The sequence below is a fragment of the Methylocaldum sp. GT1TLB genome (assembly GCF_051027445.1).
In the GTDB taxonomy this organism is placed as follows: domain Bacteria; phylum Pseudomonadota; class Gammaproteobacteria; order Methylococcales; family Methylococcaceae; genus Methylocaldum.
In genome coordinates this window covers 1,374,522-1,393,145 of record NZ_CP194898.1, presented here as the reverse complement: position 1 = coordinate 1,393,145, position 18,624 = coordinate 1,374,522, and the positions used below count along the sequence as shown (strand labels likewise).

Genomic DNA, 18,624 nt, shown 5'->3' with positions numbered 1-18,624 from the left:
ACAAACGCACCCTTATTGCGGCGACAATGGCCAAAACAACAGTCAATCGAGAGAATGCCTCGCCGACTCCCGAGCACGCCTGAGCTTAATCAATTCTATACCGCTCGCCCTTATTTCTTTTTTAACCACCTAAATCCGGAGTCCGGTGTCGTAATTGGAGCGGTGGCTGGTCGCATTATCGGTAAAAGACCGTATTGAACATCTCTCCCGGCGATCTAGTCTTGTGGTATCTTTCCCTGGCTTTTCTTGCTTTCGGCCTGATGTAGTGTTCGGCAAGACTCCCAATGTGGACGGCAACGTATTGACGTATCTTCGTAAACACTCCGCTCCAACCCGCGCTCTGATTCCGTTCTTTCTGATCGCGTGGCTGGCGTTGCCGGCGGCTATTGTCTGCGAGACGGTTTTCAAGCAGTTGCACGACGCTTTCCTGTCAGAGTGCGAGCAGGGGAACTCCAGTCACCCGTCCCATCATGAGCCATCTCTTCCCGACGACTGCAACCTAGGGTTGTGTCTCGACGCCAAGACTTTTGAACACAGCAACCACGGCCTCTTCGATCAGAAGCTGGAGATTTTCTTCGCCTGGGTGGTCTGTTGGCTGGTCCTGCTGATCCCGCCTGGAGAGACCGCTCGTCCGATCTCACCCCCGCCGCGTCTTCAACGAAGGCGGCGCGTCCCTCTCATCTATCAATTCTGCACGCTACTGAATTAGCGGACTTTCCTAGCGACGCTGTGGAAAACTCCGGAGCCGTGACATCGCACGGGGCCGGGGTTTTCGGTATGGCCTGAATCTTGGGATTCAGGGACCTGAACTTCGTCAAGGGAGAACTACTGTGCTCCGCTTACGCAAAATGCATCGGCTGCATCGCCGGCCTTTTGCCTTCATTCTGATACTGATTGGCCTAGGTTATTTTTCATCGTCCCCTGGGGGGCAGGAAAAAACGGCCTCGCTAAGCCTCGATGCGGCTATTTCTCAGGCGCTCGCCAATAATCCGAGCCTCGCCGAAATCAACGCCCGCGCCGAAGCGATGGCGACGGTTCCGTCGCAGGCCGGCAGTCTGCCGGACCCCACCTTGAGCGTCGAAATGCTGAACCTTCCCGCCGACAGCTTCGATGTCCGGGAGGACTTCATGACCATGGTGGATGTGGGCCTCCGCCAGACCGTTCCGTTTCCGGGCAAGCTGGCGCTCAAGGAACAGGCGGCCGGATTCGAGGCAGAGGCTGCCACGCAAACGGTCGAAGAAGCCCGTCTGCGATTGGTGCGGGACGTGAAACTCCGCTGGTGGCAACTGTTTTACCTGGAGCGGACGCTGCAAATTCTCACCGAAACCGAAACCACTCTGCGTGACGTGATCCGAGCCGTTCAGGCGCGTTACCGGGTCGGCGAAGCCCTCCAACAGGATGTGCTCCAGGCGCAACTGGAACTGTCCAAATTGGGCGAGGAGCGGCTGATTCACACCGCCATGCACCACCGCGAAGTGGCCCGCCTCAATGCCTTGCTCGACCGCCCGCCGACGACCTTCTTCGGTTTGGCCTACGACCAGCCTGACGAGCTTCCGGAGATGCTCGCCGAGGAGCAGCTGGACGAAGCCGCGGAACAGGGGCGGCCGCTGCTGAATCAAAAACGGCGCAACGTCGACGCCGCTCAAAGCCGAGTGGAGCTGGCGAAGAAAGACTATTATCCAGACCTCACCTTCAGCGCCGGCTATGCTTTTCGCGATCGCGCCCCCAACGGCGAGAACCGCAGCGATTTCGTTCGCTTCGGAGTCAGCCTCAATCTTCCCGTCTATGCCGGACGTAAGCAGGCGAAGGCGGTGGATCAGCAGCAAAGCGAATGGCTGCGCGAAAAATATGCGCTGCAGGACGCATTCAGAAAGGTTCAGGCGGACATCGCTGCGACGCTGTCCGATTACCGGCGCGCCAAGGACCACCACGCCTTGCTGCGCCACGAAATCGTCCCCTTGGCCGAGCAGACCGTCGCATCCTTGAGAGCGAACTTCGAGGTCGGCAAGGCCGCCATGGCCGATCTGCTCCGCGCCACGGCCAATCTCCGCAACGCCGAAATCCAGGCCTGGCAAGCTTACGCCCAGGCGCAGCAGGCTTTGGCCAGGCTTTCCGCCGCGGCCGGCAAGGAGGCCTTATGAACCGATCGGCCGTGTTTTTGATATTGGCGGCGCTGATCGTCGGCCTGGCTTCGGGCTATTGGCTGGCCGGGTTCCGCGAGGGCTCGGAGCCGTCGACTCCCGCCGAGAAAAGAGCCCTGTATTACCGCCACCCCATGAATCCCTCGGTCACCTCGCCGGTCCCGGCGAAGGACGAAATGGGTATGGATTACGTTCCGGTCTACGAGGATCAGGCACCGGAAACCGGGCAAGCGGAACCGCATCCGAGCGCCGAAACGCCCAAGAAACGCAGAATCCTTCATTACCGGAACCCGATAGGACTTCCCGATACTTCGCCCGTGCCGAAAAAAGATTCCATGGGGATGGATTACATTCCCGTCTACGCCGACGAAGAAACACCCGGCGAAGCCAATATCGTCAAAATCAGTCCCGACAAGGTCCAGAAGCTCGGCGTCCGGACGGCAGCGGTGGAGCAGCGGGATCTGGTCCGCACCGTCCGCGCGGTCGGTCTCATCGAGGCGGACGAACGGCGGCTCCACACGATGGCGCTCAAGTTCGACGCTTACATCGAAAAGCTCCACGTCAACGCCACCGGCCAATCGGTTAAGAAAGGGCAGCCGCTGTTCGAACTGTACAGCCCCGATCTGGTATCCGCGCAGAACGACTACCTGATCGCCAAAAACAGCCGATCCGCGCTGAAAAACGCCGCGCCGCACACTCAAGCCGAGATGGAAAGTCTGGTGCAAAGCAGCCTGGAGCGGCTGCGTTACTGGGGCGTCTCGGAGGCCGAAATCCGGCAGTTGGAACGAGAGGAGATCGTCCGGCGCAATCTGGTCATCCGCTCGCCGGTATCCGGCGTTGTCATGGAAAAAATGGCCATTGCCGGCATGCGAGCGATGGCAGGCGACACCTTGTTCAAAATCGCCGATTTGTCCTCGGTCTGGATCATCGCCGAGGTCTTCGAGCAGGAGCTCGGTCTGATATCGAGCGGGCAGGCCGTCCGGGTCGGACTCGACGCCTATCCGGGCCGAACCTTCGACGGCAAGGTGACTTTCGTCTATCCGACCCTGAATCCCGAAACCCGGACGGCCCGTGTTCGGATCGAGCTGCCCAATCCTAAAGGGCTCCTGAAGCCCATGATGTACGCCCATGTCGAGTTGGCCGGCACCGTCCGGCCAGCCTTGGCCATTCCAGAGTCCTCGGTGCTGGAAGGGGGCAGGCGCCCTCGGGTTCTGGTGGATCGCGGCGAGGGCCGTTTCGAGCCTCGCCTGGTCCGGCTGGGTACGCGAGGCGATGAGTGGGTGGAAGTCTTGGAAGGCCTGAAGGCCGGCGAAAACGTGGTGATCAGCGCCAATTTCCTGATCGACGCCGAAAGTAACCTGAAATCGGCCTTGGACAGCTTCGGCGCTCCGGAGCCGCCGGCGCCGGGTAATCACGCCGATCATGGGGGAATGTGATGCTGGCACGAATCATCGAATGGTCGGCGCGCAACGTCTTTCTGGTGCTGCTGGCGACGGTGTTCGCCGTCTTCGCCGGCATTTATTCCGTGGTGAAGACCCCGCTCGACGCGCTGCCCGATCTCTCCGACGCACAAGTCATCGTTTACACCGAATATCCCGGCCAGGCCCCGCAAGTGGTGGAGGATCAGGTCACTTATCCCTTGACCACCGCCATGCTGAGCGTGCCCCGCTCCAAGGTCGTGCGCGGTTTCTCGTTCTTCGGCGCATCGTTCGTCTACATCATTTTCGAAGACGGTACCGACATTTATTGGGCGCGCTCGCGGGTTCTGGAATATCTGAACTTTGCCGCCAAGCGGCTGCCGATGGGCCTGACGCCCACACTGGGACCCGACGCCACCGGCGTCGGCTGGGTTTACCAATATGTCGTGCAAGGCGCCCGGCACACTTTGGCGGAACTCCGCAGTCTCCAGGACTGGTTCATCCGCTATCAGCTCGCCAAGGCGCACGGCGTGGCGGAAGTCGCCAGCGTCGGCGGCTTCGTCCGGCAGTACCAGGTCGTCGTCGATCCGCGCCGGCTCCAGGCTTACGGAATTCCATTGAGCACGGTCAGCGAGACGATCCGGGCGAGCAACCGTGATGTCGGCGGGCGGGTCGTCGAAATGAGCGAAACCGAATACATGGTACGCGGCAAAGGGTATCTACGAGGCATCGGCGATCTGGAGAAACTGGTGCTCAAGGCCGAAAACGGTACGCCGGTGCTGCTCAGGGACGTGGCTCGGGTGGAGCTGGGACCGGACGAACGGCGCGGGCTCACCGAACTGAACGGCGAAGGCGAGGCGGTTTCCGGCATCGCCATGGCCCGCTACGGCCAGAATGCGCTGGACGTGATCCGGAACGTCAAGGAGAAACTGGCGGAAATCAGCAGCGGCCTGCCCGAGGGCGTCTCGGTCGAAGCGGTTTACGACCGCTCGGGTTTGATTTTGAGGGCCATAGCCAATCTGCGCGAAAAGCTCGTCGAAGAAACCCTCGTCGTGGCCGCAGTCTGCATCGTCTTCCTGCTCCATATTCGAAGCGCCCTGGTGGCCATCATCATGCTGCCGATCGGGGTGCTGATCGCCTTCATCGTCATGCATCTTCTAGGCATCAACTCCAATATCATGAGCCTCGGCGGCATCGCCATCGCCATCGGCGCCATGGTGGACGCCGCCATCGTGATGATCGAAAACGCCCACAAGCATCTGGAACGGGCGGAGCCTCATGAAAACCGGCTCGCCATCATGACCAGGGCGGCCCGTGAGGTCGGCCCCGCCCTGTTCTTCAGCCTCTTGATCATCACCGTCTCCTTCCTGCCGGTGTTCGCGCTGGAAGACCAGGAGGGCCGCTTGTTCAAGCCGCTGGCCTACACCAAGACCTTCGCCATGGCGGGGTCGGCGCTGTTGTCGGTGACTCTGGTGCCGGTGCTGATGCTCCTGTTCATCCGGGGGCGGATCGTGCCGGAGCACAAGAACCCCGTCAGCCGGGCGCTGATCTGGCTGTACCGCCCCGTCATCGCCTTCGTGCTGCGCGGGAAGAAGTTGACCATCGCTTTTGCCCTGCTGGTTCTAGCGGTGACGGCTTACCCGCTGTCCAAGCTCGGCAGCGAATTCATGCCCACCTTGAACGAAGGCACGCTGCTGTTCATGCCCATGAGTCTTCCGGGGCTTTCGGTGACGAAGGCGGCGGAGATCATGCAGATTCACAACCGTATCCTCAAGACCTTTCCCGAAGTCGAGTCGGTGTTCGGGAAGGCCGGCCGCGCCGCCACCGCCACCGACCCGGCTCCGCTCGAGATGTTCGAAACCGTCGTCAACCTCAAGCCGGAGGACCGGTGGCGGCCGGGCATGACCACCGAAAAGCTGATCGCCGAAATGGACCGTGCCACCCAGATGCCCGGCGTTACCATCGCCTGGACCATGCCCATCAAGAACCGCATCGACATGCTGTCCACCGGCATCCGAACGCCCATCGGCATCAAAGTGTTCGGTAATGATCTGACAGAAATCGAACGGCTCGCGACCGAAATCGAATCGGTCGTCAGAACCGTCCCCGGCACGACCAGCGCCTATGCGGAACGGATCACCGGCGGCTATTACCTGATCATCGAGCCGAATCGCCTGGCTCTGCCGCGCTACGGATTGAGCATCGGCGCCTTACAGGACGTGGTCGCGTCCGCGCTGGGGGGCGAGACGGTCACGACCACGGTGGAAGGACGGGAGCGCTACGGCGTGGTCGTGCGTTATCCCAGGGAATTCCGCGACTCGCCCGAGGCCATCGCCACCCAGGTGCTGGTCCCGACGCCGTCCGGCGCCATGATTCCCTTGGGGCAAGTGGCGCGCATCGGCTTGACCAAAGGGCCCGCGTCCATCCGTACCGAAAACGCCTTGCTGTCCGCCTACGTCTACGTGGATCTCCGTGGACGCGATATCGGCGGTTATGTGGACGCCGCCCGACGGGCCGTGCGCGAGCGGGTGAAATTCCCGCCCGGCTATTACCTCACCTGGAGCGGCCAGTTCGAGTACATGGAACGGGCCAAGGCCAAGCTCCGCATCGTGGTGCCGATGACGCTTTTGATCATCGTGGTGCTGCTGTATCTCAACTTCAAGCGCGTAACGGAGACGGTCATCGTCCTCTTGTCGCTGCCGTTTTCGCTGGTGGGCGGCATCTGGCTGATGCACTGGCTGGGCTATAACCTCAGCGTGGCGGTCGCGATCGGTTTCATCGCGTTGGCGGGCGTCGCGGCGGAGACCGGAGTAGTCATGCTGATTTATCTGGATCAGGCGCTGAACAAGCTGAAGGAACGACGAGCGGCGGCCGGCGAACGATTCAGTTCCTCCGACCTTCACGCCGCGATTATGGAAGGAGCGGTAGAACGGGTCAGGCCGAAGGTGATGACGGTCGTCGCCATCATGGGGGGACTCTTACCCATCATGTGGGGCTCGGGCACGGGCTCCGAAATCATGCGCCGCATCGCCGCGCCCATGGTGGGCGGGATGGTGTCGTCCACTTTATTGACCCTGATCGTGATCCCGGCGATTTATGCGCAAGTCAAAGGTTTATCCGTCGAAAAAACACCCGTTGAGGCAAGGAGGTGCGGCCGGAAATAGCGCCAATTTTGTTCGAAATACTTCGCAGTTTGGTAATCGAAAACCTTTGAAAGGAAAAAAACCATGAGAACCAAAATCGTAATTGCTGTTTTAGCCTTGGTCGGACTATTGGTTTCCTGCGCCGAAAGGAGCCCTCACCCGATGGACATGTCCGTGGCGCTTCAAAGCGCCAAGACTTCCGCCGATCATCAAGCCTTGGCCGATCATTACGAGGCGGTCGCCAGGGAGATGGAACAGAAGGCCGAGGAGCATAGGCAAATCCTCGCGCAGTTCCTGAAAGATCCTCATGACTACCCTCGGGAGTATAAAGGAGGCAGTTTCGAAGCTCATTGCAAGCGGCTGATTGATATTTACGAGCGAGCTGCCGAGGCCAATCGAGACATGGCGGAAGACCATCGACGGATGGCGGGCGGAGCCAGGTAACGCCCATCGGTTCGGGGACATGGAAGTCTCTACCCATGTCCCTTAACCTGATCGAGGTTAACCGTTCACATCCAGCCCCCGGATGGGAATAATCATCCCGCCCCGGTGATTTAATGGGAAAACATCATGCCGATCATCGCCACTCCATCTGATTATCGGTTTCCATGGTATGTGCGGCTTTTCTTTTGGAACCAGAAGCGCCGCTATGGCGGCGTGCTCGAATCCGCGCGCCTGTGGGCACGAATGCCCAAAGTCTTTGCCGCCCTGGCGCTGCTCTATGGTGCGCTCGACCGCCGCACCTCGTCGATCGAATCGACACTACGCTCGCTCATCACGGTCCGTGTCTCCCTGATCAACGGCTGTCATTTTTGCGTCGATCTCAACTTTTTTCTCGTCCTCCGGCGTGGACTCGATCCGGAAAAGCTGGCGCCGATTGCCGATTTCGACACGAGTCCTTTGTTCAGCGAGCGGGAAAAGGCCGCGCTGGCTTACGCGGAGGCCGTGACCGACTCGGGCCGCCACCCCGCGTCGAAGCACTTCGAGCAACTGCGCCGCCATTTCGATGACGATGCGATCGTCGAATTGACTGCTCTGATCGCCTTTCAAAACTTGTCGAGCAAGTTCAATGCGGCCTTAGGTGTAGAACCGCAGGGATTCTGCCCCGTGATTCCGAAACCGAAGGCCGAAGAGGACACGCCATGAGTTCAGTCCGTTTGAGCGTTTCTTCAAAATCCGGTGTCACGGCTCTGACGATCATTCAATCGCATCCCAGGAGAGGTTCATGCTGAAACCCAATAGAAGCCGATGCCGTTTTGGCATCCTCTTGGCGGTCGCACTTTGGAGCCTAGCGGCCGCCGGAGAACAGGCAGAACCTCGCCTGGACTTGGAACGCCTCGTTCAAGAAACCCTGGAGAACAATCCGGACATCCAGTCCGCGCGGCAGCGTTTCGAGGCCGCCCGAGCGGTGATCCCGCAAGTCCGGACCTTGCCCGACCCCAAGATCAATCTGGGCTATCGGGAGGTCGTCGAGCGGGAAGCGATGTACGGGGTCAGCCAGGAAATTCCCTTTCCGGGCAAGCTCGGCCTCAGGGGCGAGGTGGCCGCGAGCGAAGCCGATCGGATCGAACAGGAATACCTGGCGGTGCAACTGAATGTGGTGGCGCAACTCAAGGAAGCCTTCTACAACCTGCATCTGGTGCACAAATCCCTCGAAGTCGTGCGGAAGAACCTCGGTTTGCTGCAAAACTTCGAGAAAACCGCGAAAGCCCGCTACATGGTGGGACAAGGGACGCAGCAGGACGTGTTCCGCGCCCAGACCGAAATCTCGCGGGTGCTGCAGCGTCTGGCTATTCTGGAACAGCAGGGCATATCACTACGGGCAGAGATCAATCAAATTCTCCGGTATCCGCCCACCCGCCCTTTGGGCGTGCCTCAGGAGATCCGGGTCACGCCCCTTGAACACAACCCGGTAGAAATCCAGGCTCTGATCGAGCAGGCGGCACCGCTGCTGCGGGCGCAAATGAAAGACATCGAACGGAGCGAAAATGCCATCGCTTTGGCGAAACGCGAGTATTTCCCCGATTTCGAGCTGAGCGCGCTGGGTCTTCGCAACGAAACGATGCGGCGAGACGGCTATCAAGTGATGCTGGGTGTCCGGGTACCGCTGTATTACGCCACCAAACAACGTTACGGCGTGAAGGAGGCGGTGGCGAGACGGGAGGCCGCCCTGCAGGACTGGTGGGCGGTAAAACAAGCGCTTTCGGCCCGGGTGCAGGACAACCTCGCTCGCGCACAGAGGGCGGAAGAATTGGTCAAACTGCTGGCGGAGGTCCTCATTCCGCAAGCTCGCCTGACCCTGGCCTCGGCTCAGGCGAGCTATGCCGTCGGCAAGGTGGATTTTTTGACCCTGCTAAACAGCCTCTTGACCTTGCAGGAAAACGAGATCGAACTGCACGGCGAGATGACCGAACACGAAAAAGCGCTGGCCCGGCTCGAGGAGATTATCGGAGAAAGACCATGACAAAACGACAGGATTGGCGTTTTGCACGCACGGCAGTGCGCCCGGAGGGTGGAGCACAAGGATGTGCGCCATGATAAACGGATGGCACCCGCCGCGATCTAGAACGCTGTGGGCGGTAGGACTGATTACTTCATTGCTGCTTGTGGGGTGCGGAAACGAGGGGCCCGCACCCGCTACCCCGCCGCCAGCGGCCCACGCCGGCCACGGGGCGGCTCCGGGCGGAGAAGAAGCTGCACCGCCCGTCGCGGTCCCGGGTGGCACCAACACCATGACCATCAGCCCGGAACGGCTACAGGAGATCGGAGTCCGGTTCGAGATTGCGGAACAGCGGCCCCTGACCCGGACGATCCGGACCGTGGGCCGGGTCGAGATCGACGAGCGCAAGCTCGCCAACGTCAACATCAAGATCGAAGGCTGGATCGACCGGCTGTACGTGAGCGCCACCGGGGATCGCGTCAAGCAGGGCCAAATATTGTTCACTTTGTACAGCCCTGATCTGGTCGCCACCCAGCAGGAATACCTGCTCGCTCTGCAAAGCGTCCGAGACCTCGGAACGAGCGAATTCCCGGAAGTGGCGCAGGGCGCCCGGTCCTTGCTGGAGGTGACGCGCCGGCGCTTGGCTCTGTGGGACATCACCGAAGACCACATCGAGGATCTCGAGCGCACCGGCGCAGTGCTCAAGACCCTGCCCATCCACGCGCCGATTTCGGGCACCGTCATCGAGCGCAAGGCCGTGGCCGGGATGTACGTCAAACCGGGCGAGCCTCTGTATACCATCGCCGACCTGACCTCGATCTGGATTCTGGGCGACATTTACGAATACGAACTGCCTTTGATCAAGGTCGGGCAGACTGCCGATGTGACGCTCTCGTACGATCCCAAAACCCATTTCGAAGCGCGCGTCGACTTCATCTATCCCACCCTTGATCCGCAGACGCGCACCGCCAAAGTCCGCTTCACGCTGGCTAATCCCGAGGAACGGCTCAAGCCGGACATGTACGCCAACGTCGAGCTGAACGTCCCGCTGGGGCTGCGGCTCGCGGTGCCGAAAGATGCGGTGCTCGAAACCGGGGAGCGGAAAATCATCTTCATCCACCATGGCGGCGGCAAGCTCGAATGGCGCAACGTGACAACGGGGGTGCGAGGCGCGGAATGGGTCGAGATCACCGAAGGCATCGAGCCGGGCGACCACGTCGTTACCTCGGCGAACTTTCTGATCGATTCGGAAAGCCAGTTGAAAGCCGCCGTAGGCGGCATGGCCGGCATGAAACATTGAGGCACATACCATAAGTCCAAGGGAAATCGAAATATGCTCACATACAACTCCGGGCTGAAACAGTACTCTCGCCGCTTGCGTAAGGGCATGACCGATGCCGAGCAAAAACTGTGGAGACATCTGCGCGGGAAGCAGATTGGGAATGCGCAGTTCTACCGGCAAAAACCCATTGGAAACTTCATCGTCGACTTTTACTCGTCCAAAGCCGGGTTGGTCATCGAAGTGGATGGTGCCCAGCATCTGGGCGTTGACTATCGAAACAAGGATGCGCACCGAGATGCCTATCTCAACGGACTCGGACTCAAGGTGTTGCGCTTTAACGATCTTCAGGTATTGCTGGAATTGGATGCCGTGCTGGAGGCGATCCATCGGGAAGTTATGGAGCGGATTCGTGGAAATCCCCCCTAGCCCCCCTTTTTCAAAGGGGGGAACAAAAGTTCGCCCCTATTGATCGAGGGGGGAAAAGCAACTCGCCCCGGTTGACCCATCAGGGAACAAAAGCTTATCTCCTGTTGATCGCGGGATGATTGTTGGTAAAGAGAACCGAACTCACCCCCCTTTGAAAAAGGGGGGCTAGGGGGGATTTCCATGGTCGAAAACATCATCGAGTTCTGCGCCAAAAACCGCTTCATCGTGTTCCTGCTGGTGTTCGGCCTGGCCTCGGCGGGTTTTTGGAGTTTAAAGAACACCCCGATCGATGCCCTGCCGGACCTGTCCGATACCCAAGTCATCGTCTATGCCAAATGGCCGGGACGTTCGCCGGACCTGGTGGAAGACCAGATTACCTATCCCATCGTAACCGCCTTGATCTCGGCGCCCAATGTCACCGTAGTGCGCGGCTTTTCGGACTTCGGCTATTCCTACGTTTACGTGCTGTTCAAGGACGGCACCGACATTTATTGGGCCCGTTCGCGCGTCCTGGAATACATGAGCCAGTTGGCCGGACGGTTGCCCGAGGGCGTGACGCCCCAGCTTGGGCCGGACGCCACGGCGGTGGGCTGGGTATTTCAGTACGCCCTCGTCGACGAGACCGGACAGCAAGACCTCGCCTCGCTACGTTCCTTTCAGGATTGGTACCTGCGGTATTGGCTGGCCAGCGTGGACGGGGTGGCGGAGGTGGCGAGCGTGGGCGGATTCGTGCGCCAATACCAGATCAACCTGGATCCGACCAAACTGCTGGGTTACCGGCTATCGGTATCGGACATTGTGGACAAGGTGCGGATGAGCAATTTGGACGTGGGCGGTCGGGTGGTGGAACTTTCCGGCGCCGAATACATGGTGCGCGGCCGCGGCTATATTAAATCCGTTGCGGATATCGAGAGTATCGCGGTGGGGGTGAATCCCGGCGGAACACCGATCTTGCTGCGGGATGTCGCGACGGTGACGCTCGGGCCGGACATGCGGCGGGGTCTGGTGGAACTCGACGGTCGGGGCGAAGTGGTGGGCGGCGTCGTGATCATGCGCTACGGCGAAGACGCCCCCAAGGTCATCGACCGCATCAAGGCGAAACTCAAACAAATCGAGCCTTCGCTGCCCCCGGGCGTCAAGATCGTGACGGTTTACGACCGCAGCGACCTGATCCGGCAGTCCATCGCCACGGCCACCGAGAATCTGATCGAGGAACTGATCGTCGTCAGCGTCCTGATCGCAGGCTTCCTGCTGCACTTCCGCTCGGCCCTGATCCCCATCATCACCCTGCCGCTCGCTGTGCTTATCGCCTTCATCCCCATTTATTTCATGGGGCTCGGCCTGAACATCATGTCCATCGGCGGCATCATCGTCGCCATCGGCGATATGGTGGACGCCGCCATCGTGATGGTCGACAACGCCCATAAGCGCCTGGAGGAATGGGACCGGGGCGGTCGACGGGGCAGCCGCGAGCGGGTGCTCATCGATTCCGCCAAGGAAGTGGGTCCCGCGATTTTCGCATCGCTCCTGGTCATTGCCGTGGCGTTCATGCCGGTGTTCACCCTGGAGGCCCAGGAAGGCCGGCTGTTCAAACCATTGGCCTGGACCAAGAACCTGTCCATCGCCATGAGCGCGGTGCTGGCGGTGACCTTGATTCCGGCCCTGCTGTCGCTCCTGATCCGGGGGCGCATCCGGCCCGAGGCGCGCCATCCGGTGAGCCGTCTTTTGCAGCGAGCCTATGCGCCGCTGCTCAGGCTCGCGCTGCGCTACCGCGTGTCCCTCATGGTCTTGTCCGTTTTGCTCGTCGTCAGCATCATTCCGGTCTATCAGCGGATGGGCTCGGAGTTCATGCCCCCCCTCTACGAGGGCACCATCCTGTACATGCCCACCACCTTGCCCGGCATTTCGGTGACCGAGGCGGGCAAGCTCCTGCAGCAAATGGACCGGAAGCTCATGGCCGTCCCCGAGGTGGCGCACGTGTTCGGCAAGGCCGGGCGCGCCGAAACCTCCACCGATCCGGCGCCATTTTCCATGATGGAAGTGATCGTCGAACTCAAGCCCAAAGAAGAGTGGCGACCGGGCGTCACCTATGACAGTCTGGTCGATGAGATGGATCGGACCCTGCAGTTTCCGGGCGTCACCAATGCCTGGACCATGCCGATCAAGGCGCGCATCGACATGCTGACTACCGGCGTGCGCACGCCGGTCGGGATCAAGATCTTCGGCCCCGACCTGAACAGGATCGAGGCTATAGGCAAATCGATCGAAATGATCGCGAAAGAGGTGCCGGGCACCCGGAGCGTCTATGCGGAGCGGGTTTCCGGCGGTTATTTCCTGGACTTCGCCATCAATCGCGAGGAGATCGCCCGCTACGGTCTTTCCGTGATGGACGTGAACCGATACATCGAATCGGCCATCGGCGGGGAGAACATCGACATCACCATCGAAGGCCGGGAGCGCTATCCTATTAACGTACGTTATCTCCGCGAGCTTCGGGACGACCCGGACAAGCTAAGGCGGGTGCTGGTCGATACGCCCAGCGGCGCACAGGTGCCGCTGGCGCAGCTGGCCTCCCTGCGCATGGTCAGCGGCCCGGCCATGATCCGGGACGAGGACGGCATGCTGTCGGGCTACGTCTACGTGGATATGGCCGAACGGGACGTGGGCGGTTATGTTGAGAAGCTCAAACGGCGCGTGGCGGAGAACATCGAGCTGCCGCCCGGCTATACCCTCACCTGGTCGGGGCAGTACGAATTCATGGCGCGCGTCAAGGAACGGCTCAAGCTTTTCATTCCCTTGACTATCGCCATCATCTTCGTGCTGTATTACTTCACCTTCCGCTCCGTCACAAAGACCCTCATGGTCATGCTGGGCGTCCCTTTGTCCTTGGTTGGCGGAATCTGGTACCTGGCCTTGCTCGGCTACAACATGAGCATCGCCGTCTGGGTGGGGCTGATCGCTCTGGCGGGCATTGCCGCCGAGACCAGCGCGGTGATGCTGGCCTATCTCGACGAGGCGGTCAAACGGCGGCAGGTTGCGGGTCGACTGAAGTCCCTCGAGGATCTCACGGAAACGGTATTTTCCGGGGCGGTGGAACGCATCCGCCCCATGGCTATGGCCGGGGGCGCCAACATCATAGGGCTCATTCCCGTGATGCTCGCCAGCGGTACCGGTGCGGATGTGATGAAGCGTCTGGCAGCCCCCATGATCGGCGGTGTCGGTTCCGCCATGCTGCTCACACTGTTCGTCATCCCGGCCGTTTACTTGATTTGGCGCTGGCACAAGGATGTCAAATACCAGGTGCCGGACCAAGGGCCATGAAGCTTTCCGGCCCGGTAAGCCGTCGAAGTCTCCTAGGTTAGGATTAGGCATCGCTTAAACGATGGACGCATGCTGCACTGAAAAAGCCGGTGCGCTTGAGCTACTCCGCGGGCGCCAAGCCAAGACCCTCCGGATCGTCTTGGCTCTGAACGCGATGATGTTCATCGTCGAACTTGTTTCCGGCCTGATCGCCGGCTCGGTCGCTCTCCTCGCCGACGCCCTCGATATGCTGGGCGATGCGTTGGTCTATGGCTTCAGTCTCTACGACGGCATTGTGAAGTATTACGAATCGACGCTTTTATCTTCCGCCGTTTCCTCTCTTCCTCCGATTGAGAAACAACGGATAAAAATTCCGGCTTGGCGGATCAGATCATGAAACCTAGCCCCTAAGAATGAATATCTCCCGTTTCATTATCTTTTGAGTGAGCTGCGGTCAAACCCCGCATGAAGGCATGAGCGGCCCGAAATGACGGCTGCCGATTCCCACATATGAACTAGGAGAGGAGATCGATATGAAGCATTCCCAAGTTCTCGGCATCGTGCTGTGCTATGTCCTAGGAGTCGTTAACGTGTTGAGCGCGGCCGAATCCAAGGCGGCCGGCGGCAAAGTTTACGCTACCGCCTGGTTCGGGGGTGAAGTTGGGGTCGTTGATTTGAACACCGGCAAAACGATTCGGACGGTCAAGGTCGGTGTCCATGACCACAATGTTTTTTTGAGCCCGGATCAAAAAACGGCCTGGGTTACCAATAATAACGACGGTACGGTTTCCATCATCGACACGGCTACGGATCAAGTGAGCCGGACATTCCGGGTCGGTAACGGCCCTCGCCACACCTTCATCAGTTCCGACGGCAAGGAAGCTTACGTCACCACCGAGTTCGATGACGCCGTCGCGGTGATCGATCCCGGAACCTATGCTCCGCTGGCCACCATCAAGGTCGGCCGCATGCCGCACTTCGCGCTCATAGCGGGCGACCGGGTGTTTGTCAGCAATTTCGGCAGCGGCGACGTGTCGGTTATCGACAGGACCAACCGGAACGTAATGGGCACCATACCGGTCGGGCTCGGCCCTTTGGGGGCCGGTTTCGCCAAGGACAGTCAGCGCGTTTATATCGCCTGTCATGCCGCCAACCATGTTGCCGTTATCGACGGCAACAGTCTCCAGGTCATTACCCGTATCCCCACGGATGCGGGGCCGGTGCAGGTGACGGTAACGCCCGATCAGAAACATGCTTACGTGGCCAACGACGGCGCCGGCACCGTGCAGAAGATCGACCTGGCCAACAATGCGATCGTCAAGACCGTCGCGATTGCGCCGAATGCCGGCACCCATGGCATCGGCTTTGCGGCCGATGGAAAACTGCTGCTCTTGACCAATACGGGAAATAACACGATCTCCGTGATCGACGCCACGAAGGATCGCATCATCAAGACCATCAAAGTCGGCACGGCACCGGAAGGCATCGCTTTCAAGCGCCCTTGAGCAGGAGCTGAAAGAGTTCCGATAGCTGGTTCGGAGTAGTAGGCCATTGCCGAATTCGGGATTCGTGGCCTCGATCCGCCGGGATCAGCCATGTTTCGTCCGGGCTGCTTGCCCATCGTGGCGCAAGTACGTTCGGGTAGACCACTCGATGCGGCTTCCGGAGCGCTTTGGGTTTAGAGCAGTTTCCATTCGTATGTAGGGATTGATTGCAAATGGCCTTAGAGCGTTTTCATCGCGCTCGTACGGCAAAACCAGCTTGGCGGACGTCGTTGGCGCCTTCGGCTCGGGTGAATGGATTCAAGCATTCGTAGGTCGGCAATCCTTTCCCAATCGCAAACGGTCGCTTTAGTCGCGACCCTTCCGACGAAGACGCTCGGCCGGGACGTGGCGTCGGGAAAGGATTCCCGACCTACGGGGGGATGCACGGTCGTAGGTCGGCAATCCCTTGCCGACGAAGACGCTCGGCCGGAGCATGGCGTCGGGAAAGGATTCCCGACCTACGCGCGAGTGCCCGTACAGTAGATATGAAAATGCTCTAAGTACATTCCGCAAATATTTGCGGAATCTCGACAGATTGGCTAGATTGGCATGGTTGTCGTGCAGGTTGCCTATGCCGCAAGACTTCCCTGAATGTACTTAGTGTGGGAGCGGGCTTTAGCCCGCGATAATCGCTCGATCGCGGGCTAAAGCCCGCTCCCACAAGCCGTAAACCAATCCGACAGCCGCTCTAAGTGTAAGAAATTGGACGCGAGGCCAAATAGAACCGGGATAATGTGCCGGACCAATCGGCCTGGAGCCGATTTGCACGCGAAGCGCGGCCTACAAAAAGCGTGGTGTGCTACGGCGGTGAAAAAGCGCTCCAACGCGCGTCAGGGCAGCACGATCGGCTCGTCGTCCAGCGAGAGCAGAAACGCCATCAGGTCGTCCTGGTCTCGCAGGGTATAGCCGCCTTCTTTATCCACCCAAACCTCATGGCCGCTGCCGTCCACATTGGCTTTTGGGAGGCGCGGATCGGCTCGGTTGGCCGCGACGACAGAGGCGCGCAAATCCCGGTCGAGCAACGCCCGCAAACTATTGCGAGGGTCTGGGGCCATACCGCGAAAGAGAAAGCTCATGCCGAGTTGGTCGGTCTTGGCGACGACCATGCGGTCGCCCTCGCGGCGAAATGCCTCGGGTCCCGCGGCGACGCCGCCGTCGTGCAGATAAGGCGCGCTGACCCGAATGCCGACGAGCTTGGGCACTTTATAACCGCCGGCGGGATTGCCCTGGGCATAGGCCAATCGCTGATCTTCCTCCGGAGTGATATCGGTCGGCACGGGCAGCATCTCGGGATTCGGCGGCAGGGGCACCGGCACGTCGGCGGGATAGGTCTTTGGCGGTACGAAGCTCCACCAGAATGCGGCCAGCGCCTTGGCGCGCGACGGATGCGTGCCGAGGGTCGGCTGAGGAAGGACGCGATTGTTGGTGAAGTTTGGAGCGCTATGGCAGTTGATACAGCCAGCCTTCGAAAATAGTCGTGCGCCGCGCCGTATCGCCTCCTTATCGTCGGACGGACTGGGCGGCGGCGACAAGGTGTTCTGCCAGGCCGACATGCCGTTGAGTTGCGCCGCAACGGGCATTCCCGGCGTGTTGGGCATCAGCCCATCCAAAATGAAAATCGAGCCTTTCGGATAGCCCGGCATGGTAACGGCCTGATTCATTCCGGGCGTTCCCGGCGTCGGATCGATGCGCTTGAAGAACAGCGAGGGCTGTTCGCCTTCGGACAGCCGGAAGTCCTCGTTCGCGGAGCGTTGCAGGATGACGCCCAGATAGGTTTCCTTGTCGATGCCCAGCAAGGACTCGCTAGAATCCGCGCCGGTGGTCATGTCCGAATTGGTGCCGTGGACATTGGCGTTCAGCGTGGTCAGCCCATGGAACCAGCCGGTCGAGGCGAAACCGCTCCAACCGTAGGGCCAGGCGCCGAAGGTGTAGGATGTCGGAATCTGAGTCGGATTGTTTTGAAGATCGCCGGTGGAATCGAAGTTGCCGGGCGGCCATGCCAGCAGGGCAGCGTCCACGGCGTCCTCGACCGCCCGCGGGTCGGGCAGACGGGCGTTTCGGTCGTCGGTCTTGAGATAAATATGATCGCCGGGGGGCAGGCGCATCGGGTTGACGTCGGTCTGGCGAAAGAAGGCGGCCGAATTGGTGGCGAAAGCCAGTAACAAGCCGGGATTCACATCCGCATTCGGCGCGCCTTCGATGATGGCGCCGGTGGACGGATCGACCGTCGCGTGACACGCGGCGCAGGTCATGCCGACCCGGATCTGTCCCTGCCGCAGAAAAACCCGCATGCCGAGCGGAATGAGTCCGCCCGCCGGTACATCCAGGCCGGTATTGACCCACGTGCCCCGCCTGAAGGTCCGCCCTCCGATCGTTACGTCGCGGTCCAGCTGAACCTGGAGGTTGGTGGTCGGCTCTCCGTCCAGCGCCATCGTGGCCTTTGCCAGTTTCCACAGGTTGATTGGCCCGTCGATGACGCCGACGACATCCGTCAAGAAGACTTCGTTGCCGTAAGTCTCCTCGTAGAATGCCCGACGCCCGAGGTCCAACAACTCACGGGTGATCTCCACGGCTCCATTCGCCGGCGCGAGGTAGCGTTTTCCGTCGGCCGTCTGCAGGAGTCTGGCCGCCTCGGCTTTGCCGACAGTTCGGCCCAATACGTCGTAGGAGCCGATTTCCTGCGGAGTCGCCCTGACTTTCGGGGTCAGCGTTTGGCTCGTCTCCGGTGCGCCGGGAATGGCCAGATCCGCGAAAAAGAAGACATAGACCAGGCCATCGCTGATGAAGAGCGCGGAAAGCAGCATAACGAGCCAAACTTCTGGTCGTAATCGCATAGAAACCATCCTTGGCTGGGTCTGCCTGATTTAGATTTTAGATTCGAGGCCGCAGCATCTACTCCGTATCGCGGAGAACGCCGTGAATTTACTTAT

General features: G+C 60.2%; 13 protein-coding genes. 12 read left to right on the top strand and 1 reads right to left on the bottom strand.

The genetic code is table 11. From position 1 onward, the window contains the following. The first annotated feature begins 301 nt into the window (after window positions 1–301). From ACR2R1_RS06040 to ACR2R1_RS05985, 12 genes are all read left to right on the top strand, one after another. Window positions 302–709 (top strand): hypothetical protein, encoded by a 408-nt coding sequence (locus tag ACR2R1_RS06040; RefSeq protein ID WP_434113133.1) that lies wholly within the window; start codon window positions 302–304, stop codon window positions 707–709. Window positions 710–830: 121 nt separating this feature from the next. Next, window positions 831–2,141: a TolC family protein gene (locus ACR2R1_RS06035; RefSeq protein WP_434113131.1), complete on the top strand. Its 1,311-nt coding sequence runs from the start codon at window positions 831–833 to the stop codon at window positions 2,139–2,141. Next, the gene (locus ACR2R1_RS06030; RefSeq protein WP_434113129.1) at window positions 2,138–3,577 is read left to right on the top strand and encodes an efflux RND transporter periplasmic adaptor subunit; all 1,440 of its coding nucleotides are present in this window, start codon (window positions 2,138–2,140) and stop codon (window positions 3,575–3,577) included. The genes ACR2R1_RS06035 and ACR2R1_RS06030 overlap by 4 nt, the downstream gene beginning before the upstream one ends. Beyond that, entirely contained in the window at window positions 3,577–6,723 is a 3,147-nt protein-coding gene (locus ACR2R1_RS06025; protein WP_156880000.1) for an efflux RND transporter permease subunit, read from the top strand. The genes ACR2R1_RS06030 and ACR2R1_RS06025 overlap by 1 nt, the downstream gene beginning before the upstream one ends. 63 nt (window positions 6,724–6,786) lie before the next feature. After that, on the top strand, window positions 6,787–7,146 hold the full coding sequence (locus tag ACR2R1_RS06020; RefSeq protein ID WP_156879999.1) for a hypothetical protein: 360 nt from the start codon (window positions 6,787–6,789) through the stop codon (window positions 7,144–7,146). 126 nt (window positions 7,147–7,272) lie between these two features. Then, window positions 7,273–7,848: a carboxymuconolactone decarboxylase family protein gene (locus ACR2R1_RS06015; RefSeq protein WP_156879998.1), complete on the top strand. Its 576-nt coding sequence runs from the start codon at window positions 7,273–7,275 to the stop codon at window positions 7,846–7,848. A gap of 79 nt (window positions 7,849–7,927) precedes the next feature. Further along, the gene (locus ACR2R1_RS06010; protein WP_156879997.1) at window positions 7,928–9,166 is read left to right on the top strand and encodes a TolC family protein; all 1,239 of its coding nucleotides are present in this window, start codon (window positions 7,928–7,930) and stop codon (window positions 9,164–9,166) included. 70 nt (window positions 9,167–9,236) lie between these two features. Continuing rightward, window positions 9,237–10,442 (top strand): efflux RND transporter periplasmic adaptor subunit, encoded by a 1,206-nt coding sequence (locus ACR2R1_RS06005; RefSeq protein WP_434113126.1) that lies wholly within the window; start codon window positions 9,237–9,239, stop codon window positions 10,440–10,442. A 33-nt stretch (window positions 10,443–10,475) separates the two neighbouring features. Further along, window positions 10,476–10,850: a DUF559 domain-containing protein gene (locus ACR2R1_RS06000; protein WP_156879996.1), complete on the top strand. Its 375-nt coding sequence runs from the start codon at window positions 10,476–10,478 to the stop codon at window positions 10,848–10,850. 180 nt (window positions 10,851–11,030) lie between these two features. Continuing rightward, complete coding sequence (locus ACR2R1_RS05995) at window positions 11,031–14,171, top strand: efflux RND transporter permease subunit (RefSeq protein WP_434113124.1); 3,141 nt, start codon at window positions 11,031–11,033, stop codon at window positions 14,169–14,171. A 139-nt stretch (window positions 14,172–14,310) separates the two neighbouring features. After that, the gene (locus ACR2R1_RS05990; protein WP_205780810.1) at window positions 14,311–14,547 is read left to right on the top strand and encodes a cation transporter; all 237 of its coding nucleotides are present in this window, start codon (window positions 14,311–14,313) and stop codon (window positions 14,545–14,547) included. 136 nt (window positions 14,548–14,683) lie between these two features. After that, window positions 14,684–15,655 carry a beta-propeller fold lactonase family protein gene (locus ACR2R1_RS05985; protein WP_156879994.1) on the top strand — a complete coding sequence of 324 codons (972 nt, stop codon included), beginning with the start codon at window positions 14,684–14,686 and terminating at the stop codon, window positions 15,653–15,655. Window positions 15,656–16,524: 869 nt separating this feature from the next. Here the strand turns inward: ACR2R1_RS05985 and ACR2R1_RS05980 are convergent. After that, complete coding sequence (locus ACR2R1_RS05980) at window positions 16,525–18,528, bottom strand: hypothetical protein (RefSeq protein WP_434113121.1); 2,004 nt, start codon at window positions 18,526–18,528, stop codon at window positions 16,525–16,527. Window positions 18,529–18,624 lie beyond the last annotated feature (96 nt).

Coding starts and splice junctions, on each gene's coding strand:
- ACR2R1_RS06025 (WP_156880000.1), top strand. CDS start 3,577: ATGCTGGCACGAATCATCGAATGGTCGGCGCGCAACGTCTTTCTGGTG.
- ACR2R1_RS06000 (WP_156879996.1), top strand. CDS start 10,476: ATGCTCACATACAACTCCGGGCTGAAACAGTACTCTCGCCGCTTGCGT.
- ACR2R1_RS06010 (WP_156879997.1), top strand. CDS start 7,928: ATGCTGAAACCCAATAGAAGCCGATGCCGTTTTGGCATCCTCTTGGCG.
- ACR2R1_RS06030 (WP_434113129.1), top strand. CDS start 2,138: ATGAACCGATCGGCCGTGTTTTTGATATTGGCGGCGCTGATCGTCGGC.
- ACR2R1_RS05995 (WP_434113124.1), top strand. CDS start 11,031: ATGGTCGAAAACATCATCGAGTTCTGCGCCAAAAACCGCTTCATCGTG.
- ACR2R1_RS06015 (WP_156879998.1), top strand. CDS start 7,273: ATGCCGATCATCGCCACTCCATCTGATTATCGGTTTCCATGGTATGTG.
- ACR2R1_RS06005 (WP_434113126.1), top strand. CDS start 9,237: ATGATAAACGGATGGCACCCGCCGCGATCTAGAACGCTGTGGGCGGTA.
- ACR2R1_RS05980 (WP_434113121.1), bottom strand. CDS start 18,528: ATGCGATTACGACCAGAAGTTTGGCTCGTTATGCTGCTTTCCGCGCTC.
- ACR2R1_RS05985 (WP_156879994.1), top strand. CDS start 14,684: ATGAAGCATTCCCAAGTTCTCGGCATCGTGCTGTGCTATGTCCTAGGA.
- ACR2R1_RS06020 (WP_156879999.1), top strand. CDS start 6,787: ATGAGAACCAAAATCGTAATTGCTGTTTTAGCCTTGGTCGGACTATTG.